Source organism: Brevibacterium sp. NPDC056726 (assembly GCF_042790515.1).
GTDB lineage: Bacteria > Actinomycetota > Actinomycetes > Actinomycetales > Brevibacteriaceae > Brevibacterium > Brevibacterium sanguinis.
On the sequence record NZ_JBHTYZ010000002.1, the window covers coordinates 506,993 to 528,907 of the forward strand.

Sequence of the window (21,915 nt, forward strand, 5' to 3'; positions counted from 1 at the left end):
AGACCGACGAGCTGACCAACCCTGACGAAAGGCACATGATGAAGGTTCACCTCGGCACCGACCACGCCGGGTACGAGTTCAAAGAGGTCCTCAAGGACCACCTCGGCGAGGAGGGCTACGAGGTCGTCGACCACGGCGCGCTCGAGTACGACGCGCTCGACGACTATCCGGCGTTCTGCATCGCCGCGGCTCAGGCCGTCGTCGACGACCGGGCCGCGGGCCTCGACTCGCTCGGCGTCGTCATCGGCGGGTCGGGCAACGGGGAGCAGATGGCGGCCAACCTCGTCACCGGCGCCAGGGCCGCTCTGGCCTGGAACCCGGAGATCGCGCAGCTCGCCCGCGAGCACAACGATGCGCAGATCGTCGCCGTCGGCGCCCGCCAGCATTCCGAAGCCGATGCGATCGCCATCGTCGACGCGTTCCTCACCACCCCCTTCTCCGGTGATGAACGCCATTCCCGCCGGATCGGGATCATGGCCGCCTACGAGACCGAGGGACAGGCCGGACTGTGAGGATCCGGGGCGCGGTGCTGCGCGAGATGGAGCATGCCCGGCCGTATGCGGAGTCGTCCCCGCTCACGGTCGAGGAGCTCGACCTCGACGCGCCGGGCCCCGGGGAGATCCTCATCCGGCTGACCGCGGCCGGAGTGTGCCACTCCGACCTCTCCGTCGTCGACGGGAACCGGCCCCGGCCGCTGCCGATGCTGCTCGGCCATGAGGGCGCGGGCATCGTCGAGGCCCTCGGCGACGGCGTCGACGACCTCGAGATCGGCGACCAGGTCGTCACCGTGTTCCTGCCGCGCTGCGGGGTCTGCCGCAACTGCCTCACCGACGGGAAGCTGCCGTGTCTGCCCGGGAGCGCGACGAACGCCGCGGGCACCCTGCCCTTCGACGGTCACCGGGTGCGGCTCCACGACGTCTCCGGTACTGAGGTGCTCCACCACCTCGGCGCGTCGGTCTTCGCCACGCACGCCGTGGTCAACCGCGCCTCCGTCGTGCCCGTCGGCCACGATGTGCCGGCCCCGATCGCCGCGGTGCTCGGGTGCGCGGTGCTCACCGGCGGGGGAGCGGTCCTCAACGCCGGCGCCCCGGGCCCTGACGACGAGGTGATGATCGTCGGCCTCGGCGGGGTCGGGATGGCCGCGCTCATCACGGCGCTGTCGATCGAGACCGCCGGGGTCATCGGCGTCGACGCGAACCCGGACAAGCTCGAGCATGCGCGGAGGCTCGGGGCGGTCGAGGTCTACACCCCCGAGGAGCTCGGAGACCGGACGGCGCCGATCGTCATCGAATGCGTCGGCCATCCCCGCGCCTTCGAAACCGCGTTCACCGCGACCGCCGTCGGCGGAACCACCGTGACCGTCGGCCTGCCCGCCCCGGATGCCGAGGCCCGCATCACCCCGGTGACGCTGACCGCCGAGGCGCGCACCGTCATCGGGTCCTACCTCGGGTCGGCCGTGCCGGCCCGCGACATCCCGATCTACGCGCAGCTGTGGCGCGAGGGCCGATTGCCCGTCGAGGAGCTCATCTCCGAGACCGTCGCCCTGGACGACATCAACGCAGCGTTCGACGCGCTGGCCGCCGGCACCGTCATCCGCCAGGTCATCGACTTCGAGCGCTGAGGCACGCCCCGTGCCGCGGGGCGGCCGCTCACTCCGGTGCCGGGATGCGGATGATCCGGTCGTCGCCGGGCCCCGGATCGCCGCGACCGTCGGTGTTGTTCGTCAGCATCCAGATCTCCCCGGTCGGGGTCGTGACGACGTCGCGGAGGCGACCGTACTCGCCGTCGTAGGACGTCCGCGACTGCGAGAGGTCGGTGACCGGGACCTCGCGCAGCGTCGCACCGCGGAGATTGGCGATGAGGATCGAGTCGCCGGTGATCGTCATCCCGCTCGGACTCGCCTCCGCCGGAGCCCACTGCTGGACCGGATCGACGAAGTCCCCGCCCTCCCCGGGATCGGACATGCCCTCGACCTCGGGCCAGCCGTAGTTCGCCCCGGGTTCGATGACGTTGAGCTCGTCCCACGCGTTCTGCCCGAATTCGCTGGCGTACATCGTCCCGTCCTCGTCCCAGCTCAGACCCTGCGGATTGCGGTGACCGTAGGAGTAGACGTACGACCCGTCGAACGGGTTGTCCTCGGGCACCGCGCCGTCAGGGGTCAGCCGCAGGATCTTGCCCGACAGGGCGTCCCGGTCCTGCGCCGAGGCGCTGTTGCCGGCATCGCCGGCCGTGGCGTAGAGCATGCCGTCGGGTCCGAAGGCGAGTCGGCCGCCGTTGTGGGTGGTCCCTGCCGGGATGCCGTCGAGGAGCACCTCGGGCTCCCCGAGGCCGAGGCCCCCGGGGTCGCCGGTGAGCGGGAAGCGGACGATGCGGTTGCCGTCGGCGGCCGTGAAGTAGGAGTAGAGGACGTCGTCGGCGACGGCGAGGCCGAGCAGGCCGCCCTCGCCGGCGGCGGCGACGTCGGGCACGGTGCCGACCTCCCGGACCTGCGCGGGACGGTCGCCGGAGAGTTCGAGGATCCGCCCCGTATCGCGTTCGGACACGAGCGGGGAGCTGCCGGCGAAGGCGATCGACCACGGTGCGTCGAGGTTCTCGGCGACGACCTCGGGGGCGGTGAGCGGCGGGGGAGACCCCGTCTCAGTACTCGGTGCCTGCGACGGGGAGAACGCCGAGCTGCCCGGCGCCGAGCTCGGGTCGTCCCCTGCGGTGCAGGCGCTGAGGGCGAGGCCGACGGCGGCCCCGAGCGCGGTCAGGCGCACGGTCCGCGTCCGGGTGCGCAGGCGTGAGAGCGGGCTCGGGTGCGAGGACGGGGGCAGCGGCGCCATGGCGGGTCCTTCCTGGATCCGGTCGGGACACCATTGTCGCGAACTTCCCTGCCGCGGGTCGAGCCTCATGCCGTCCAATGGGAACGGCGGTGAATGCAGGAGAGCCGCCCTGACCTGCAGGTCAGGGCGGCTCTCGATCGTCGGGATGACAGGATTTGAACCTGCGACCCTCTGTTCCCAAAACAGATGCGCTACCAAGCTGCGCCACATCCCGCGACACTCAATCTAACCACATCCGCAGGCGGCGTCCCAACGGCGTCCGCGGCCTGTGACACACGTCATGAAAGCCCGATTTGGCCCGTGCCGACGACCTCGGATATAGTCATATTCGCAACACGGGGATGTAGCTCAATGGTAGAGCCTCAGTCTTCCAAACTGATGGTGCGGGTTCGATTCCCGTCATCCCCTCCACCGGCCGGTCGGACCCTTGTGGTTCGGCCGGTTTTCTCGTCTGCGCGACCACCTCGGCGCTTTTCGTGTTTTGGCTCCCGTTTCGCGTAGGATGGGTGACTGCATCTCCAAAGGACATGGTCCATGTCCGATCCCTCAGCGGTCCCACGACTGACGAACCGTCGTGTCGACTGCGAGCATGATTGTCGATTCTGAAAGGTCCCACTGTGAAGAGCTCCGTCGAGCAACTCGACCCGACCCGGGTCAAGATCAGCGTGGAAGTCCCATACGCCGAACTCAAGCCGAGCGTCGACGAGGCCTACAAGACCATCGGTTCCCAGGTCAACGTCCCCGGGTTCCGTCAGGGCAAGGTCCCCACGCGCATCATCGACCAGCGCGTCGGCCGCCCCACCGTGATCCAGGAAGCGATCAACAACGGACTCGACGCGTTCTACCGTGACGCCGTGGAAGCCAACGATCTCAAGCCGCTCGGCCAGCCCGAGGTCGAGATCTCCGAGGTTCCCGGCCTCGACGGCACCGAGGACGGCGACCTCGTCTTCACCGTCGACGTCGACGTGCGCCCCGAGATCACGCTGCCCGCCTACGACTCGATCACCGTCGAGGTCGACCCCATCGAGGTCACCGACGCCGACGTCGAGAACGAGCTCGAGCAGCTGCGCTCGCGCTTCGGCACTCTGACCTCCGTCGACCGCCCGGCGGCCAAGGACGACTTCGTCACCCTCGACCTCGTCGCGAAGATCGACGACGAGGAGATCGACTCGGCCTCCGACATCTCCTACCAGGTGGGCGCCGGGACCATGCTCGAGGGCATGGACGAAGCCCTCGAAGGCCTCTCGGCCGACGAGTCGACGACCTTCTCGACGACGTTCGCCGGCGGCGAGCACGAGGGCGAGGAGGGCACCGTGACCGTCACCCTCAAGGCCGTCAAGGAACGCGAACTGCCCGAGGCCGACGACGACTTCGCGCAGCTGGCCAGCGAGTTCGACACCATCGACGAGCTCCGCGAGGACCTCAAGGTCCAGGCCGGCAAGCAGAAGGAGTTCGCGCAGGGCGCCGAGGCGCGCGACAAGGTCCTCGAAGCGATCATCGAGGCCGTCGACGTGCCGGTGCCCGCGAAGATCGTCACCGACGAGGTCGAGCGCCACCTCGAGTCCGAAAACCGCGTCGACGACGATGAGCACCGCAAGGAGGTCACCGAGGAGACCGAGCGCAACCTGCGCACGCAGTTCGTCCTCGATGCCATCGCCGAGGCCGAAGAGGTCGAGGTCACCCAGCCCGAGCTCATCGAGTACCTCATCTCCGCCTCGCAGCAGTACGGCATGAACCCGAACGAGTTCGCGCAGATGCTCGACAACTCCGGCCAGGTCAACGCCCTCGTCGGTGAGGTCTCGCGGCGCAAGGCCCTCGCCGCGGCGCTGGCCGGCGCCGTCGTCAAGGACACCGACGGCAACGTCGTCGACATGGAGGAGTTCACCTCGCCCGCCGACGACTCCGCCGAGACCGTCTCCGCTGACGACTCCGAGGCCGACGACGCCGAGGCCGACGAGACCGCCGCCGAGGATGCGAAGGCCGACGCCGACGAGAAGTGAGCGTCCGTCACGCAGGCCGACGGCCGCCTCGGCGAGGGTCTGCTGACTGAGCACCGCTGACAACGGCGGGCACGGGATGACCGTGCCCGCCGTTTCGCGCATTCAGCCGCGGATCGCAGCCTTTCACGCTGAGGGCGAACACGGCTGATCGGGGGGACTAAAACCTGCGGCGCACCAGTTAGAGTCCATAGCAAGCCAATCTAGACCAACAGGAGAGAAACGTGAGCGCACACGACACGACAGCGCCCGTCGGCCTCGACGCCGGTGGGGGCATGGGCCTCGACGACCACATCTTCAACCGTCTGCTCAAGGAGCGGATCATCTGGCTCGGCTCGGAGGTCCGCGACGACAACGCCAACGCGATCTGCGCGCAGATGATGCTGCTGGCGGCCGAGGACCCCGATTCCGACATCTGGCTCTACATCAACTCGCCCGGCGGCTCGGTCACCGCGGGCATGGCGATCTACGACACCATGCAGTACATCAAGCCGGACGTCGCGACCGTCGCGATGGGCATGGCCGCCTCGATGGGGCAGTTCCTGCTGTCCTCCGGCGCCAAGGGCAAGCGCTACGCGACTCCGCACGCGCGCATCCTCATGCACCAGCCGCTCGGCGGCATCGGCGGCACGGCCACGGACATCAAGATCCAGGCCGAGCTCATCCTCCACATGAAGAAGCAGATGGCCGAGCTGACCGCCGAGCAGACCGGCAAGTCGCTCGAGCAGATCCTCAAGGACAACGACCGCGACCACTGGTTCACCGCCGAGGAAGCCCTCGAATACGGCTTCATCGACGACGTCGTGACCCAGGCGTCCGAAGTCAACGACAAGTGACGGGGAGACAGGGAAGAATGAACTCAATGAATCTCATGCCAGGGTCGACCGCCGGCCAGATGCCGGTGTCGCGCTACGTCATGCCGCAGTTCGAAGAGCGCACGCCGTACGGCTTCAAGCGTCAGGACCCGTACACGAAGCTGTTCGAGGATCGTGTGATCTTCCTCGGCGTGCAGGTCGATGACACGAGCGCCGACGACATCATGGCGCAGCTGCTCGTCCTCGAATCGCAGGACCCCGACCGCGACATCACCCTCTACATCAACTCGCCCGGCGGCTCGTTCACCGCGCTGACCGCGATCTACGACACGATGCAGTACATCAAGCCGGAGATCCAGACGGTGTGCCTGGGCCAGGCGGCCTCCGCCGCGGCCGTGCTGCTCGCCGCCGGCACCCCCGGCAAGCGACTCGCGCTGCCCAACGCCCGCGTCCTCATCCACCAGCCCTCGATGCAGGGCCAGGGACAGGGCCAGGCCTCGGACATCGAGATCCAGGCCGCCGAGGTGCTGCGCATGCGCCAGTGGCTCGAGGCGACGCTGTCGAAGCACTCGAACAAGACCGAGGAGCAGGTGTCGAACGACATCGAACGCGACCTCTTCCTCACCGCCGAGCAGGCGAAGGACTACGGTCTCGTCGACCAGGTGCTCACCTCCCGCAAGGGAGCCTGAGCCCCGGCAGTCAGCGGGCCCGGACGGCGGCGGTCGTCCGGGCCCGCTGTCGTCTCCGCCGCCGGTCGGGTGGGTGATCCGCCGAGGCGGTTCCGACACACCGTATGACCCCGCGCAGGCGCTGCGTCAGTGTCATATGGGAAGCTATTGAGGTACAGGAAACACGAGCGGTAGAGTTGGGGCGAGGCGCCCTGGCGAAAGGTTGTGACAGTGGCTCGCAGTGCGGACGGAGCAGATCTGCTCAAATGTAACTTCTGTGGCAAGTCACAGAAGCAGGTGCGGAAACTCATCGCCGGACCTGGGGTGTACATCTGCGATGAATGCATCGGACTGTGCAACGAGATCATCGAAGAGGAGCTCAGCGAGTCGACGACGGAGCACGCCGAACTCGAACTGCCCAAGCCGCGGGAGATCTTCGACTTCCTCCACGAGTACGTCGTCGGCCAGGATCCCGCGAAGAAGGCCCTCTCCGTCGCCGTCTACAACCACTACAAGCGCATCCGCGCCCTCCAGGGCGGGGACGACGCGAAGACGCTCGGCAGCGCCGATTCCGAGGTCGAGATCTCGAAGTCGAACATCCTCCTCGTCGGCCCCACCGGCTCCGGCAAGACCTACCTCGCCCAGACGCTCGCGAAGCGCCTCAATGTGCCCTTCGCTGTCGCCGATGCCACCGCGCTGACCGAAGCCGGCTACGTCGGCGAGGACGTCGAGAACATCCTCCTCAAGCTCATCCAGGCCGCGGACTTCGACATCCCGCGCGCCGAGCACGGCATCATCTACATCGACGAGATCGACAAGATCGCCCGCAAGTCGGAGAATCCGTCGATCACCCGCGACGTCTCCGGTGAGGGCGTGCAACAGGCGCTGCTGAAGATCCTCGAGGGCACGCAGGCCTCGGTGCCCCCGCAGGGCGGCCGCAAGCACCCGCATCAGGACTTCCTCCAGATCGACACGACGAACGTCCTCTTCATCGTCGCCGGCGCCTTCGCCGGTATGGAGGAGATCGTCGCCGGCCGCAAGGGCAAGCACGGCATCGGCTTCGGCGCCCTGCTCCAGTCGAAGAACGACGACGAGGACCTCTACGCGGACATCCTGCCCGAGGATCTGCTCAAGTTCGGGCTCATCCCCGAGTTCATCGGCCGTCTGCCGGTGCTCGCGACCGTGTCCAACCTCGACCGGCCGGCGCTCATGTCGATCCTCACCGAACCGAAGAACGCCCTGGTCAAGCAGTATCAGCGGATGTTCGAGTTCGACAACGTCGAGCTCCGTTTCGAGACCGAAGCCCTCGAGGCGATCGCCGATCTCGCGCTCCTGCGAGGCACCGGAGCCCGCGGTCTGCGGTCGATCATGGAGGAAGTCCTCCAGCCGATCATGTTCGATGTGCCCTCCCGCGAGGACGTCGCCGAGGTGGTCGTGACCAAGGACGTCGTCGAGAGCAACGTCGCCCCGACCCTCATCCCGCACGAGCAGACGCGGACGACGAAGAAGTCCGCGTGAGCGCTTCGCGCGCAGCATGAGGCTGTTCGCGGACACGAGACCGCTCAGATACGACAACTACCGCCGGCTGTGGCTGGCCAACATCGTCACCGTACTCGGTGCGCAGATGACGGTCGTCGCCATCCCGGCGCAGATCTTCCACATCACCGGGTCCTCCGGGTACGTCGGGCTCAGCGGTGTCTTCGGGCTCGTCCCGCTCATCGTCTTCGGGCTCTGGGGAGGGTCGCTCGCCGATGTCGTCGACCGGCGCAAGCTTCTCATCATCTCGACCGTCGGCCTCATCGTCACGAGTGCGCTGCTGGCGTTCCTCGCCGTCATCCAGATCGACAACGTGTGGGTGCTGCTCAGCGTGTTCGCGATGCAGCAGGCCTTCTTCGGACTCAACCAGCCCGCCCGCGGGGCGCTGCTGCCGACGATCGTGCCGCTCGCACTGCTGCCGGCGGCGAACTCGCTCAACATGACGGTCGCGACACTCGGAGCGGTCGCGGGTCCCGTCATCGGCGGGGCGCTCATTCCGGTCTTCGGCTACCAGATGCTCTACATCCTCGACGCTCTCTTCCTCGCGACCACTCTCTATGCCGTGGTCAGGCTTCCCCCGCTCGTGCCGGGGAAGCAGCCGGACACGCGGTCGGGGTTCAAGGGCGTCGTCGACGGGTTCCGGTACCTCGGGACGAACACCGTCGTCATGGTCTCCCTCCTCGTCGACGTCATCGCCATGGTCTTCGGCATGCCCCGTGCGCTGTTCCCGCAGATCGCGACCGAGACCTTCGGCGGTCCGCCCGAGGGCGGCATCGTCTTCTCGCTTCTCTTCGCAGCGCTGGCTGCGGGCAGTGCCCTGGCCGGGATCTTCTCCGGGTGGGTCTCGAAGGTCGAACGTCAGGGGCTCGCCGTCATCGTCGCGATCATCGTCTGGGGTGCGGCGATGACGATCTTCGGGTTCGCGCTGCCGTTCGCGAGCGGCTTCTGGATGGCCGCGCTCATCGTCGCGCTCTTCGGGCTCGCACTCGGCGGGGGAGCGGACATCATCTCCGCGGCCTTCCGGTCGACGATGCTCCAGGAGGCCGCCAGCGATGACATGCGCGGGCGCGTGCAGGGCGTGTTCATCGTCGTCGTCGCCGGTGGACCGCGCATCGCCGACATCGTCCACGGCTATGCCGCTGAGGCGACCACGACGACGATCGCTTCGGCCGGCGGCGGCATCGCCGTCATCGTGCTCGTCCTCATCTGCGCCGCAGTCTTCCCGGCGTTCCGACGCTACCGTGTCGAGAGGGGCGGGGCGGACGAGACGCGCTCGGTGGCCTGAGCCGCCGGCTCGAGGCCATGTGGCAGAAGGCGGGGACCGCCTCGGCGAGGGCCAGCCGTGGTCAGTGCTGGTGAGGGCCGACGGGGGACCGCCTCGGCGATCACACCTCCGCGATGACACCCCGGCGATCACACCTCGGCGATCACACCCCGGTGAGCGCCGACTCCATGTTCGCGAGGATGCCCGGCCATCCCGATCCCATGCCCTTGTACGCCTGCTGACCGAGCGGGGAGTCGACGTCGAGACCGGAATGGGCGAGGAACAGGCGTGTGCCCGTGCCCTCGGGTTCGATGGTCCAGGTCAGGGTCGAGTCGAGGCTGCCCTCGGCGAAGGTGAAGGCGATGAGGCGTTCGGGTTCGACGCGGGTCACCGTGCACGGCTGCTCACCGAAGCCGCCCATGTCGAGGGTGAAGGCGTGGCCGACGACCGGGGCGATGTCGCCGGGCGCCCACCATCGCGCGAGCAGCTCGGGTTCGGTGAGTGCCCGCCAGACGGTGTGCGGTGAGTGGGTGAGGAACTGGTCGACTTCGATGGTCCGTTCGTCAGTCATCGTTGGTCTCCGTTTCGGGGTCGGGTTTCGTGTTCCGTGGCGGTATCGGGCTGGGCTTCAGTGTCGGGTTCGGTGATGTCGTCGAGGGTGCGCGCCAGATCGCCGAGGCGGTCGCGCCAATACCGTTCGAAGGGGTGGAGCCATTCGCCGAGCTCGGCCAGGGGCGCCGGTTCGAGATGATAGATCCGCCGCTGACCCTGCGGCTCCTCGCGGACGAGGCCGGCGAGACGGAGGATTCGCAGGTGTTCGGAGACCGCGGGGCGGCTGAGGTCGAAGAGCGCTGTCAGTTCGGTGACGGAGCGCGGTTCGTCGCGCACCGCCTCGAGGATCTCACGGCGTGTGGGGTTCGCGACGGCAGCGAAGACATCGGTGTTCACGCCCTCGAGGTTATGTCGGGAATATCCGACATGTCAAGAATCTCCGACATATCTGTGCGGTGAGCGGCGGGTTGTGTGTGCGGCTGCGGGTGGTGTTCGCCGGTGCTCGAGGAGCGTCTCGCGGCGACCCGGATGCGGAGCTCGAAGAACTACGTGTGCACGGGGTGGAACTGCGACTGCGCGTTGTGTGTGGCGAGCTGCGGGTTGTGCGAGAGCTCAAGGGTTGTCCGTGCGGCGGAGGGTTGCGAGCAGACCGACGGGTTGTGTGTGCGGCTGTGGGTGGTGTTTGCCGGTGCGTCGAGGCGCGTCGCGTGCCGACCCGGATGCGGAGCTTGACGAACTACGCGTGCACGGGGTGGATCTGCGACTGCGCGGTGTGAGTGGCGAGCTGCGGGTAGTGCGAGAGTTCCAGGGTTGTGCGCGAGCTCAAGGGTTGTGCGTGGGGCGGAGGGTTGTCAGGGGACCGGCGGGTAGTCGGTGCGGGCGGAGATCTGTCGGCACACCGGTGAGCAGCGCGAGTGGGCCAGTGCCGGGCAGTGCGTGTGGGAAACGGAGCGTGACGCGGCGCGGCCGCCGGTGGGGACCGACGGCCGCTGGGGATGTGGAGCGGGGATGCGTGGAGCGGGTGGGGAGTGTGCTCAGGCCTGGGCCGAGTAGACGGCGTTCTCGGCGGGCTGGACCACGACGAAACCGGGACCGTGGAAGGCGAGCTGGATCGATTCGCCGGAGCCGCGGCCGAAGAACGAGCCGAGGCTGACGTCGGTCTTGATCTGCGGGGCCAGCGACGACGACCAGCAGACCGCGGACTGCGGATCGACGAAGGTGGGCTGCTGTGAGGCGTCGAGAACCATCGGGTCGCCCTTGCAGCAGATCGCCGCGGTGCCGGTGCCGGAGAGCTCGAGGTTGAAGAGACCCGAACCGCTCGCGAGCGCGCCGATGCCGCCCTTGATGCGCTTGATCTCCCAGTTGAGGGCGTCGTCGAAGGCGAGGAGGTTCGACGTGTTGACGGTGAGCGCGTCCTGCTGGCCTTCGAGGGACATCATGAAGATGTTCGAGGCTTCGCGGGCGAAGAACACCTCACCGTTGCCTTCGACGCGCATGACGTTGCCGCCCTCGCCGGTGGCCGCCTTCTTCATGAACTGGCCGACCGACTTCGACCCCTGGTGGGAGAAGTGGATATCGCCCTGGTAGGCGACCATGGCGCCCTTCGTGGCGATCATCGGAGCGTCCGGCGTGATCACGGTGCGCAGCATCTTACTCGACTGCAGCGTCCACCGATCCCGGTTCTGGACCTCGGCGTTGCGCTGCGCAAAGAGCTCACTTCTCATGGTCTGTCATGCCTTTCAGTCAGGTCGGGACCGAGTGCCCCGGCGTCTGCGACGACTCCATGATATGTGGGTCACACAGGGATTCCGGGACGATTCGTGTGCTCATTTGGGAACAGGTCCCGCACCGAGGCGACCGCTGGGTGGCGACCTGCGAACACAGAGAGGCGGGCCAGCGCGATTCCGCGAACGCAGAGAGGCGGGACCGGGAGCATGTCCCGGCCCCGCCTCGCGGCAGAGAACCTCAGGCCTGCGGTTCGAACTCGATCGCGGCGACGGTGATCTCGTCTCCGCCGACGTCGGTCGTCAGGCTCTGCACGCGCCCGGCGGCCTTGAGATCGCCCTCCGCCGAGGCGACGGCGCCGGTGATCGCGGCCGGAGCCTCGATCGTCAGGCTGAGCACCGAGGTCTTCTGCGAGACCTTCGCCTCGGTCTTCGCACGGCGGATCTCTGAGAGCACGGCAGCCACGGAGCGCAGCAGCTCGGGGTCGGCGGCGCCGGCCTCGGCGAACGTCGCCTCATCGGTGGGCCACGGTGCGCGGTGGACCGACCCGGTGCGCCACCACGACCAGACCTCCTCGGTGACGAACGGCATGAACGGGGCGAACAGGCGCAGCAGCACATCGAGGGCGGTGGCCAGGGTGACATGGGCCGACAGCTGATCGGCCTCTCCGGCGGCACCGTACGAGCGGTCCTTGACGAGTTCGACGTAGTCGTCGGTGAACTCCCAGAAGAAGCTCTCGACCTCGCGCAGCGCGTGCGCGTAGTCATAGGCCTCCATGTGGGTGGTGGCGCTCGCGGCGACCTCGCCGAGGCGGGCGAGCAGGGCCCAATCGAGGTCATGGCTGACCGCGTCGACCTGTCCGACGAGTCCGGCGTGCACGCCCTGCGCGAGCGCGAACTTCGAGGCGTTGAGCAGCTTCATCGCCAGGCGGCGGCCGATCTGCATCTGCGAGACGTCGTAGGCGGTGTCGGCGCCGAGCTTCGCACTTGCCGCCCAGTAGCGCACGGCGTCGGGACCGAACCCGGGCTTCGCCTCGGCGAGGATGTCCGAGGGCACGACGACGTTGCCCTTCGACTTCGACATCTTCTTCCGGTCGGGGTCGAGGATCCACCCGGACAGTCCCGCACGCTTCCACGGGGCGGCGTCGTTGAGCGAGTTCGCCCGCACGACCGTGGAGAAGAGCCACGTGCGGATGATGTCGTGGCCCTGCGGCCGCAGATCGAACGGGAAGACGGTTTCGAAGAACTTCTCGTCCCGGCTCCACTTGCCCAGCAGCTGCGGGGTCAGCGACGACGTCGCCCACGTGTCGAGGACATCGGGGTCGGCGGTGAAGCCGCCCGGCTGGTCACGCTGGTCCTCCGAGAAGCCCGCCGGCACCTCGGCGATCGGGTCGACCGGCAGGTTCTCGGGCACGATCGGGTTCTCGTAGTCCGGGGTGCCGTCGGCATCGAGGCGGTACCACAGCGGGATCGGCACCCCGAAGTAGCGCTGGCGGGAGACGAGCCAGTCGCCGTTGAGGTTCTCCACCCAGTTCTCGTAGCGGGAGCGCATGAACGCCGGATGCCATTCGATCTCACGCCCGCGGGCGATGAGTTCGTCGCGCAGCTGCGCCGAGCGACCGCCGTTGCGGATGTACCACTGACGGGAGGTGACGACCTCGAGCGGCTTGTCGCCCTTCTCGTAGAACGGCACGGGATGGGTGATCGCCTCGATCTCGCCGACGAGGTCACCGGAGTCCCGGAGCATCTCCGCGATGTCCTTGCGGGCGGTGAACGTCGTCTTGCCCGCCAGCTGCTCGTAGTTGCCCACGGCATCGGGCTTCGGCGAGGCGGCGATCCACTCGGGCACCTCGAGGCCGAGGCGCCCGGCGCGGTTGACGACCGCCCGCGTGGGCAGGTCGAGTTCGCGCCACCACGTGACGTCGGTGAGGTCGCCGAACGTGCAGACCATGGCGATGCCCGTGCCCTTGTCGGACTTCGCGAGCTCGTGGGCCCGGACCTCGACCTCGACGCCGAAGAGCGGGGAGACGAAGGTCGTGCCGAAGTGCGGCTGGTAGCGCTCGTCATCAGGGTGGGCGACGAGGGCGACGACGGCGGGAATGAGCTCGGGCCGTGAGGTGAGGATGATGATCGGATCCGCCGAGGTGTCGGCCAGTCCGTCGGCTCCGCGCGGGAAGAACTTCACCTTGTGATAGGCGCCCTCCTTCTCCCGGTCCTCGAGTTCGGCCTGGGCGACGGCGGTGCCGAAGGACACGTCCCACATCGTCGGGGCATCCTGGGAGTACGCGTGTCCGCCGGCGAGGTCGGTGAGGAACGCCCGCTGGCTCACGGCCCGTGAGGTGTCGTCGATCGTCCGGTACGTGTACTTCCAGTCCACGGACAGACCGGTCGAGCGGAACAGGTCCTCGAAGACCTGTTCGTCCTCGGCCGAGAGGCGTTCGCAGAGTTCGATGAAGTTCCGGCGCGAGACCCGCTCGAAGTCCCGCGAGTTCTTCGCGGGCTTGGCCGGGGGAGTGAAGTCGGCGTCGTAAGGCTGCGACGGGTCGCACGTCACGCCGTAGTAGTTCTGCACCCGACGCTCGGTCGGCAGGCCGTTGTCGTCCCAGCCGAGCGGGTAGAAGACGTTCTTGCCCCGCATGCGCTGGAAGCGGGCGATGACGTCCGTCTGCGTGTACGAGAAGACGTGACCGACATGGAGCGACCCGGAGGCCGTCGGCGGGGGAGTGTCGATCGAGTAGACCTGCTCCCGGTCCGTGTCGGCGTCGAAGGCGTAGACGTCGGACTCGCTCCAGGCGGCGTCCCACTTGTCGCGCAGACCTTCGAGAGCCGGCTTGTCCGGCAGGTTCACAGACTCGTGCGTCGAGTCGGAATAGGCAGAGTTCATAGTTGTCGATTTTCCCACTCGCGGACCCAGTCGCCAAACCGGTCGTCCCGCCGTCTCCGGCGGTGAGCCCGACCGGTCGCAGCACCGTTCCCGGCCATGAATCGGACCCGGTGCCCACGCTGTGTCGACAACCGCCGGGAAGCTGTGTCGACAACCGCCGCAGAATTGCCTGAACGGGAGGTTCGAACGCGACCACCTGGTCGGATGAGACGATGGACGCATGGCGACCTTGGACAGAATCGGGACAGAGAATCCGCCTCCCACCTCGACGGGGTGGATGAACCCCGCGAGAGCCTTCGCGATCCTCGCCGTCGTCGCCATCCACTCCCTCGGCACCGTCGTCGAGGTCAACTTCGCCTCGATGGGGCCCGACTGGTGGGTCGCCAACGTCATCGACTCGGCGAGCCGCTGGTCGGTGCCCGTGTTCATCATGATCTCCGGTGCCCTCGCGCTCGACCCGCTGCGGGGCAGCAAGCCGCGGAAGTTCCTCTCCAAGCGCGTGTGGCGCATCGGCATCCCGCTCGTCTTCTGGACGATCGTCTACGTCGCCTTCCGCCGCTACTACCTCCTGTCCCCGGACTCCGACTGGAATGCGCTGCTCGCGATCCTCTCCGGCTCGCCCTTCGTCCAGCTCTACTTCCTCTACGTCCTCGCCGGCCTCACCCTGCTCACGCCGTTCTTCCGCCTGCTCAGCGTCCACGGCTCCCGGCGTCTGCAGTGGGGGACGGGGCTGATCTTCCTCGGCATCGGCATGCTCGACCAGTTCGTGTCGATGATCTTCTCCGTCGGGGAGGCGAACATCGCCACCAGGTTCCTGCCGATGGCCGGGTTCTACATCCTCGGCTGGGTGCTGCGCGACGTCGTCCTCTCGACCCGCGGTGTCGTGTGGGCCTGGGTCGCGTTCGTCGCCGCGACCGCGGTGACCGCGCTGTGGGCGGGCTTCGGGCCGGGGGAGAAGCCGTGGCTCTATCCCTACGAGTACCTGTCCCCGGGCGTCGTCGTCGCCTCGCTCGCGGCCTACCTCCTGCTCCACCACTACATGCGCACCGGGTTCAGGGTCCTCCACTGGTTCTACCCGTACTCGTTCGGCGTCTTCCTCCTCCACCCGCTCGTCCTCTACCCGCTGCGTAACCTCATCGGCCTGCCGACGACCGTGCCCGGAGTGCTCTTCCACGGCGTCGTCATGGTCCTCGTCTACACCGCGATCTGCGTCGCCGTGACGTGGGTGGCGGTGAAGATCCCCGGTCTGCGCGCCGTGTTCGGCGAGGGCGGACCCCGCAATCCGTACACCCCGTCGAAGCCGGCGGCGCCACCGAAAGACGCCCCACCGGACGGGGACCAGGCGCCCGACGGCACCCGCTAGGGCCCCGACCGTAGACTGAGAGCGACCCGTTGTCAGTCGAGAGGGAGTTGAGGCATATGCAGGCATTGCGAGCAGTCGTCACCGGAGCGAGCTCGGGCATCGGCGCCGCCACCGTGCGCCGGCTGCGGGACCAGGGCTGGGACGTCGTCGCCGTGGCCCGACGCGGGGACAAGCTCACCGCCCTGGCCGAGGAGACCGGTGCCACCGCGATCACCGCCGACCTCACCGATGACGCCGCCGTGGCCGCGATGGCCGCCGAGGTGCTCGCCGGCGGTCCCGTCCACGCCCTCGTCGCCAACGCCGGTGCCGCGTTCGGCACGGACACCGTCGCCGAGGCGTCGGTCGAGGGATGGCGCGACATGTTCGACATCAACGTCCTCGGAGTCCTCCGCGTCGTCCAGGCGTTCCTGCCCGCTCTCATCGACTCCGGCCGCGGCGACATCGTCGTCATGTCCTCGACCGCCGGTCACCAGGCCTACGAGGGAGGCGGCGGTTACGTCGCGACGAAGCACGGCACGCATTCGATCGCTGCGACCCTGCGCCTCGAACTCGCAGGTTCGCCCGTCCGCGTCATCGAGATCGCCCCGGGCATGGTCGCCACCGACGAGTTCACCCTCAAACGCGTCGGCGGGGACACCGCACGGGCCGACAAGGTCTACGAGGGCGTGGAGAACCCGCTCACCGCAGACGACGTCGCCGACGCCGTGACCTGGACGCTCACGCGCCCGCACCACTTCAACGTCGACCTCATGGTCATCCGCCCGATCGCCCAGGCCGCCCAGCACAAGGTCGCCCGCCACCAGGGGCTCTGAGCGACTCTCCACCAGGGGCGCTGAACCGCCCGCCACCACGGCCTCTGAGCCGCTCGCGGGCACCGGGCACGCACCTGCGACACCCCTGCCGGAGCGACCGCCCGTCAGCGCCCCGGGTGACTGGTGTGGGCGCGGCCCGCGGGTATAGAATTGAGGACGCGTCGATCCGGCCATCACCGGGGAGCATCCGGAAGAACAGCATGACCGATCCACGGCCGACCACCTCGGCGGGATGGGATGCTCACTAGACCCGGACGGTCGGACCCGTCATCGTCCGCATCAATGAGCGATCCGTCGCTGAGGCACCGTGCCGGTCGGCACTGCGGCCTGACGGCGGATAAGCGGGGTGGTACCGCGGCAGCAATGTCGTCCTCGCGGCCAGTGACCGCAGCTACCGTGAAGGACGCTCATGACGCAACCCCTCTATCCCAAGGTGTCGACCTCGGCCTTCGGCCTCAGCGCCTCGCCGAACTTCCCCGAGATCGAGCGCGCGGTGCTCGAGTACTGGAAGCAGGACGACACCTTCGCCGCGTCGATCGCCGAACGCGATCCCGGTGAGAACGGGTCGAACGAATTCGTCTTCTACGACGGCCCGCCCTTCGCCAACGGCCTCCCGCACTACGGTCACCTCCTCACCGGCTACGTCAAGGATGTCGTCCCCCGCTACCAGACGATGCAGGGCAAGAAGGTCGACCGCCGCTTCGGCTGGGACACCCACGGGCTGCCGGCCGAACTCGAAGCCGAGCGCCAGCTCGGCATCACCGACAAGTCCGAGATCGGCCGCATGGGTCTGGCCGCCTTCAACGACGCGTGCCGGTCCTCGGTGCTGCGCTACACGCAGGAGTGGGAGGAGTACGTCACCCGTCAGGGCCGGTGGGTCGACTTCGAGAACGACTACAAGACGCTCAACGTCGAGTACATGGAGAGCGTCATCTGGGCGTTCAAACAGCTGTGGGACAAGGGCCTGGTCTACGAGGGCTACCGCGTCCTGCCCTACTGCTGGAAGGACCAGACCCCGCTGTCGAGCCATGAGCTGCGCATGGACGACGACGTCTACAAGATGCGCCAGGACCCGGCGGTGACGATCGGCTACAAGCTCACCGACTCAGACGAATGGGTCCTCATCTGGACGACGACTCCGTGGACGGTGCCGTCGAACCAGGCCGTCGCCGTCAACCCGGAGATCCCGCTCGTCGCGGTCGTCCCCGGTCCCGACGGAGCCCCCGAACTCCAGGGCAGGACCCTCATCCTCGCCGAGGCGCGCCTCGGCGCCTACGCCCGTGAACTCGGGGAGAACCCCGAGGTGCTGCGGACGTTCCCCGGCAGCGAGATCGTCGGACGCTCCTACGAGCCGCCGTTCCCCTACTTCGAGGGACGCCAGGACGAGTTCGGGCAGCGCATGCACACGATCCTGCCCGCGGACTTCGTCACCACCGAGGACGGCACCGGCATCGTCCACCAGGCTCCGGCCTTCGGTGAGGAGGACAAGGAGCTCACCGACGCCTTCGGGATCACTGCCGTCCGCCCCGTCGACGACGCCGGCCTCTTCGACGCCACCGTGCCCGACTACGCCGGCGAGCAGGTCTTCGACGCCAACCGGCCGATCATCCGGGATCTGCGCGACCACACGGGACCGCTGGCCGATCGCCACGCCCTGCTGGTGCGCCACGAGTCCTACGAGCACTCGTACCCGCACTGCTGGCGCTGCCGCAACCCGCTCATCTACCGCGCAGTGTCGTCGTGGTTCGTCCGCGTCACCGAGTTCAAGGACCGGATGGTCGAACTCAACGAGCAGATCAACTGGGTGCCCGACAACGTCAAGGACGGACAGTTCGGCAAGTGGCTCGAGAACGCCCGCGACTGGTCGATCTCGCGCAACCGGTTCTGGGGCTCGCCGATCCCGGTGTGGATCTCCGACGACCCGACCTACCCGCGCACCGACGTCTACGGGTCGCTGGCCGAGATCGAAGCCGACTTCGGCCGTCTGCCGGTCAACGACCGCGGCGAGGTCGACCTCCACCGTCCGTGGGTCGACGACCTCACCCGTCCCAACCCCGACGACCCGACGGGGAAGTCGACGATGCGCCGGATCCCGGAGATCTTCGACGTGTGGTTCGACTCGGGATCGATGAGCTACGCCCAGGTCCACTACCCGTTCGAGAACGCCGCGTGGTTCGACAACCACTTCCCGGCCGACTTCATCGTCGAATACATCGGGCAGACGCGCGGCTGGTTCTACCTCCTCCACGTTCTCGCTACCGCGATCTTCGACCGCCCGGCGTTCCTCAACTGCATCTCCCACGGCATCGTCCTCGGCTCCGACGGGCAGAAGATGTCGAAGTCCCTGCGCAACTACCCCGACGTCAACGAGGTCTTCGACCGCGACGGCTCGGACGCGATGCGCTGGTTCCTCATGGCCTCGTCGATCCTGCGCGGCGGCAACCTCGTCGTCACCGAACAGGGCATCCGCGACGCGGTCCGCCAGGTCGTGCTTCCGCTGTGGAACACGTGGCAGTTCTTCGCGACGTACTCGAACACCGCGGACTCGGCGGCAGGGACCGACGACGCCGAGGCGGTGGCCGGCTACCGGGCGTCCAAGCGCTTCGACTCCTCCCAGGTCCTCGACCGCTACCTGCTCGCGAAGACGCACGACCTCATCGTCGACTTCGCCGCGGCGATGGACGACTTCGACATCTGGGCGGCCTGCGAGATCGTCCGCAGCTACCTCGACATGCTGACGAACTGGTACGTCCGCCGCTCGCGCCGGCGCTTCTGGGACGGCAGCGCTGCGACCCACGAGACCTTCGACGTCCTCTACACGTGCCTCGAGGCCTTCGCCCGGGTCGCCGCCCCGCTGCTGCCGTTCACGGTTGAGGAGATCTACCGCGGGCTCACCGGGCACCGGTCGGTCCACCTCGAGGACTACCCGGATGCCGCGGAGTTCCCGGCCGACCCCGACCTCGTCGCGGCGATGGACCTCACCCGCGACATCAGCTCGACGGCCTCCTCGGTGCGCAAGTCCAACCGGCTGCGGGTGCGCCTGCCGCTCAGCCGCCTCGTCGTCGCCGGCAGCACCCCGCTGAGCCGCGAGTTCACCGACATCATCGCCGATGAGCTCAACGTCCGCGAGGTCGAGGCCCTCGATCTCGCCGCCGCCGAGGACGCGGGCTTCTCGCTCACCCAGAACCTCGTCGTCAACGCCCGCGCCGCCGGTCCGCGACTGGGCAAGCAGGTGCAGGCGGCGATCAGGGGCTCGAAGACCGGTGACTGGTCGGTCGCCGCTGACGGCACCGTGACCAGCGGCGGCGTCGAACTCGTCGACGGCGAGTACACGCTCGAGTCCGTCGCCGAGTCCGGCACCGACGGCATGGAGCTCGCCGCCCTCGACTCCGGATTCCTCGCGCTCGACACCCGGGTCACCCCGGAGCTCGAAGCCGAGGGCGTGGCCCGGGACACCGTGCGGGCGATCCAGGGCATCCGCAAGCAGCTCGACCTCCACGTCGCCGACCGCATCACCGTCGTCATCGAGGCCGATGAGGCCGTCACCGAGGCGCTCGGCACGCACCGGGACCTCATCAGCACCGAGACCCTGGCGACGGGACTCGACTTCGCTCCCGTCGCCGAGTCCGCGGAGGTCTTCACCCCCGAAGAGCTGCCTGCGGGCACCCGGATCTCGGTGGTGAGGGCATGAGCACAGACGACCTCACCCGGGTCTATGCCACCCTGCTCACCCGGGCGGGGGAGGCCGCCGTCGAGGTCCGCCTCGACGCGACCCGCCGGGCCGTCGAGCTCCTCGGCGACATCCACCGGGCCGCACCCGTCATCACGGTGACGGGGACGAACGGGAAGACGTCGACGGCGCGGATGATCGATGCGATCATCTCCGCCCACGATCTGCGAGTCGGACGGTTCACCAGCCCCCACCTCCACTCGGTCACCGAACGCGTGTCCGTCGACGGGCAGCCCGTCGACGCGGAGACGTTCGTGCGGATCTTCGACGAGATCGCCCCGTACCTCGACATCGTCGATGCCGAGCTCGTCGACTCCGGTCGCCCCAAGCTCACGTACTTCGAGGTCCTCACCGTCCTCGCCTTCGCGATCTTCGCCGACGCTCCCGTCGACGTCGTCGTCGCCGAGGTGGGGATGGGCGGGGAATGGGACTCGACGAACGTCTCCGACGCCGAGGTGTGCGTGTTCACCCGCATCGGCCTCGACCATCAGGCCTACCTCGGCGACACCCTCACCGCGATCGCGCAGACCAAGGCGGGGATCCTCAACCGCACCATCGACCCGACCCCGGCCCCGGAGCCGGTGGCGATCATCGCGGCACAGGAGGACGAGGCGCTCACCGCCCTCGACGCCGAGGTGGCCCGCCGTGAGGTGCCCGCGCTCGTCGAGGACCGCAGCTTCCGCCTGATCGACCGGCAGCGGGCCGTCGACGGACAGCTCATCGCCGTCCAGGGGATCCGGGACGTCTACACCGACCTGTTCCTTCCCCTCCACGGCGAGCATCAGGCGCACAACGCGGCCGTCGCGATCGTCGCCGCGGAGACCTTCCTCGGCGACGAGGACAAGCCGCTCGACCGGGACACGGTCGCCGAGGGACTGTCCCGCGTGACCTCGCCGGGACGCGCCGAACTCGTCCGCACCGGCCCGGCCGTCGTCGTCGACGGGGCGCACAACCCCGACGCCGCCCGCGTGCTCGCCGACACCATCACCGAGGCGTTCGACTTCGACTTCACCGTCATCGTCATCGGCATGCTCGCCGACAAGGACGTCCACGGCGTCCTCGACGAACTCCACCGCACCGCCGACGCCTTCGTCGTCACCGCCCCGGTCAGCGACCGCGCGCTCGACGCGGAGACGCTCGCCGAGGCGGCCCGGGAATGGGTCGACGAGGACGCGGTGACCGTGGCCCCCGATCTCAACGCGGCCCTGATGACGGCCTTCGACCTCGTCGAGGGCAGCGGTGCGCAGCGGCCCGGGATCATCGTCACCGGCTCCCTCTACACCGTCGCCGAGGCGCGCCTTCTGCTCGGCCGGGGGGACGAGGCATGAAGTCGAAGTACCCCGTCCTCGCCGGGTCGATCCTCATCTGCGAACTCGTCGTCGTCTACTTCGCGGCACTCGCGGCGTACGGGCTGACGGTGAAGACCAACGGCACCCTCGAGCTCTCCCAGCTCCTCATCGGCGCCTCGGTCATCGCGGTGGTCGCGATCGTCGCGACGATCCTCCTGCCGCGGCGCATCGGACAGAAGCGGCCCGGCGTCGTCCTCGGCTGGATCACGCAGGTGCTGCTGCTCGCCACCGGCTTCATCCTCCCGCCGATGTTCTTCATCGCCGCGATCTTCATCGCCCTGTGGGTCGTCGCCCTCTACTGGGCGGCCCGCATCGATCGGGAGGTCGCCGAGCGGTCCTGACCGCCCGTGTGCCCCGGGTACACTGTCCATCGACGAACTCTACGGAAGGACCCGA

Annotated in this window: 17 protein-coding genes and 2 tRNA genes; 13 read left to right on the forward strand and 6 right to left on the reverse strand. The window is 68.2% G+C overall.

Annotated elements, in window-relative coordinates:
- Positions 1 to 38: 38 nt before the first annotated feature.
- Positions 39 to 512: a ribose-5-phosphate isomerase gene (locus ACFQ91_RS05800; protein WP_198500951.1), complete on the forward strand. Its 474-nt coding sequence runs from the start codon at positions 39 to 41 to the stop codon at positions 510 to 512.
- Positions 509 to 1,621: an alcohol dehydrogenase catalytic domain-containing protein gene (locus ACFQ91_RS05805; protein ID WP_198498617.1), complete on the forward strand. Its 1,113-nt coding sequence runs from the start codon at positions 509 to 511 to the stop codon at positions 1,619 to 1,621. Before ACFQ91_RS05800 ends, ACFQ91_RS05805 begins: the two co-directional genes overlap by 4 nt.
- A 28-nt stretch (positions 1,622 to 1,649) precedes the next feature.
- On the opposite strand, the gene ACFQ91_RS05810 is transcribed toward ACFQ91_RS05805, so the two are convergent.
- The gene (locus ACFQ91_RS05810) at positions 1,650 to 2,825 is read right to left on the reverse strand and encodes a sorbosone dehydrogenase family protein (protein WP_198498618.1); all 1,176 of its coding nucleotides are present in this window, start codon (positions 2,823 to 2,825) and stop codon (positions 1,650 to 1,652) included.
- A gap of 140 nt (positions 2,826 to 2,965) precedes the next feature.
- A tRNA-Pro gene (locus tag ACFQ91_RS05815) sits at positions 2,966 to 3,039 on the reverse strand.
- Between the two features lie 123 nt (positions 3,040 to 3,162).
- Between ACFQ91_RS05815 and ACFQ91_RS05820 the strand changes: the two genes are divergently transcribed.
- The 6 genes from ACFQ91_RS05820 to ACFQ91_RS05845 all read left to right on the forward strand — a co-directional run bounded on the left by ACFQ91_RS05820 (position 3,163) and on the right by ACFQ91_RS05845 (position 9,126).
- Positions 3,163 to 3,236 (forward strand) — tRNA-Gly (locus ACFQ91_RS05820).
- 206 nt (positions 3,237 to 3,442) lie between these two features.
- Positions 3,443 to 4,825, forward strand: coding sequence for a trigger factor (gene tig, locus ACFQ91_RS05825; RefSeq protein ID WP_198498619.1), 1,383 nt, complete (start codon positions 3,443 to 3,445; stop codon positions 4,823 to 4,825).
- 272 nt (positions 4,826 to 5,097) lie between these two features.
- Positions 5,098 to 5,658 carry an ATP-dependent Clp protease proteolytic subunit gene (locus ACFQ91_RS05830; protein WP_137826332.1) on the forward strand — a complete coding sequence of 187 codons (561 nt, stop codon included), beginning with the start codon at positions 5,098 to 5,100 and terminating at the stop codon, positions 5,656 to 5,658.
- A 26-nt stretch (positions 5,659 to 5,684) separates the two neighbouring features.
- On the forward strand, positions 5,685 to 6,326 hold the full coding sequence (locus tag ACFQ91_RS05835) for an ATP-dependent Clp protease proteolytic subunit (protein ID WP_137826318.1): 642 nt from the start codon (positions 5,685 to 5,687) through the stop codon (positions 6,324 to 6,326).
- Positions 6,327 to 6,536: 210 nt separating this feature from the next.
- The gene (clpX, locus tag ACFQ91_RS05840; protein WP_198498620.1) at positions 6,537 to 7,823 is read left to right on the forward strand and encodes an ATP-dependent Clp protease ATP-binding subunit ClpX; all 1,287 of its coding nucleotides are present in this window, start codon (positions 6,537 to 6,539) and stop codon (positions 7,821 to 7,823) included.
- A gap of 16 nt (positions 7,824 to 7,839) precedes the next feature.
- On the forward strand, positions 7,840 to 9,126 hold the full coding sequence (locus tag ACFQ91_RS05845; RefSeq protein WP_198498621.1) for an MFS transporter: 1,287 nt from the start codon (positions 7,840 to 7,842) through the stop codon (positions 9,124 to 9,126).
- 142 nt (positions 9,127 to 9,268) lie between these two features.
- Here ACFQ91_RS05845 and ACFQ91_RS05850 read toward each other — a convergent pair whose 3' ends face one another.
- The 4 genes from ACFQ91_RS05850 to valS all read right to left on the reverse strand — a co-directional run bounded on the left by ACFQ91_RS05850 (position 9,269) and on the right by valS (position 14,265).
- Positions 9,269 to 9,676 (reverse strand): SRPBCC domain-containing protein, encoded by a 408-nt coding sequence (locus ACFQ91_RS05850; RefSeq protein WP_198498622.1) that lies wholly within the window; start codon positions 9,674 to 9,676, stop codon positions 9,269 to 9,271.
- On the reverse strand, positions 9,673 to 10,053 hold the full coding sequence (locus tag ACFQ91_RS05855) for a helix-turn-helix transcriptional regulator (RefSeq protein WP_198498623.1): 381 nt from the start codon (positions 10,051 to 10,053) through the stop codon (positions 9,673 to 9,675). The genes ACFQ91_RS05850 and ACFQ91_RS05855 overlap by 4 nt, the downstream gene beginning before the upstream one ends.
- A 638-nt stretch (positions 10,054 to 10,691) precedes the next feature.
- A complete protein-coding gene (locus tag ACFQ91_RS05860) occupies positions 10,692 to 11,381 on the reverse strand; it encodes an AIM24 family protein (protein WP_198498624.1) in 690 nt (229 codons plus the stop codon).
- A gap of 241 nt (positions 11,382 to 11,622) precedes the next feature.
- The gene (gene valS / locus ACFQ91_RS05865; RefSeq protein ID WP_198498625.1) at positions 11,623 to 14,265 is read right to left on the reverse strand and encodes a valine--tRNA ligase; all 2,643 of its coding nucleotides are present in this window, start codon (positions 14,263 to 14,265) and stop codon (positions 11,623 to 11,625) included.
- A 277-nt stretch (positions 14,266 to 14,542) separates the two neighbouring features.
- Here valS and ACFQ91_RS05870 point away from each other — a divergent pair, with 277 nt between their 5' ends.
- The 5 genes from ACFQ91_RS05870 to ACFQ91_RS05890 all read left to right on the forward strand — a co-directional run bounded on the left by ACFQ91_RS05870 (position 14,543) and on the right by ACFQ91_RS05890 (position 21,860).
- The gene (locus ACFQ91_RS05870) at positions 14,543 to 15,628 is read left to right on the forward strand and encodes an acyltransferase (protein ID WP_232623574.1); all 1,086 of its coding nucleotides are present in this window, start codon (positions 14,543 to 14,545) and stop codon (positions 15,626 to 15,628) included.
- A gap of 56 nt (positions 15,629 to 15,684) precedes the next feature.
- Positions 15,685 to 16,440 carry an SDR family oxidoreductase gene (locus tag ACFQ91_RS05875; RefSeq protein WP_198498627.1) on the forward strand — a complete coding sequence of 252 codons (756 nt, stop codon included), beginning with the start codon at positions 15,685 to 15,687 and terminating at the stop codon, positions 16,438 to 16,440.
- A gap of 409 nt (positions 16,441 to 16,849) precedes the next feature.
- A complete protein-coding gene (gene ileS / locus ACFQ91_RS05880; RefSeq protein ID WP_198498628.1) occupies positions 16,850 to 20,131 on the forward strand; it encodes an isoleucine--tRNA ligase in 3,282 nt (1,093 codons plus the stop codon).
- Positions 20,128 to 21,498, forward strand: coding sequence for a folylpolyglutamate synthase/dihydrofolate synthase family protein (locus ACFQ91_RS05885; protein WP_198498629.1), 1,371 nt, complete (start codon positions 20,128 to 20,130; stop codon positions 21,496 to 21,498). Before ileS ends, ACFQ91_RS05885 begins: the two co-directional genes overlap by 4 nt.
- Positions 21,495 to 21,860, forward strand: a complete 366-nt coding sequence (locus ACFQ91_RS05890) for a DUF4233 domain-containing protein (protein WP_198498630.1) — start codon at positions 21,495 to 21,497, stop codon at positions 21,858 to 21,860. The genes ACFQ91_RS05885 and ACFQ91_RS05890 overlap by 4 nt, the downstream gene beginning before the upstream one ends.
- Positions 21,861 to 21,915 lie beyond the last annotated feature (55 nt).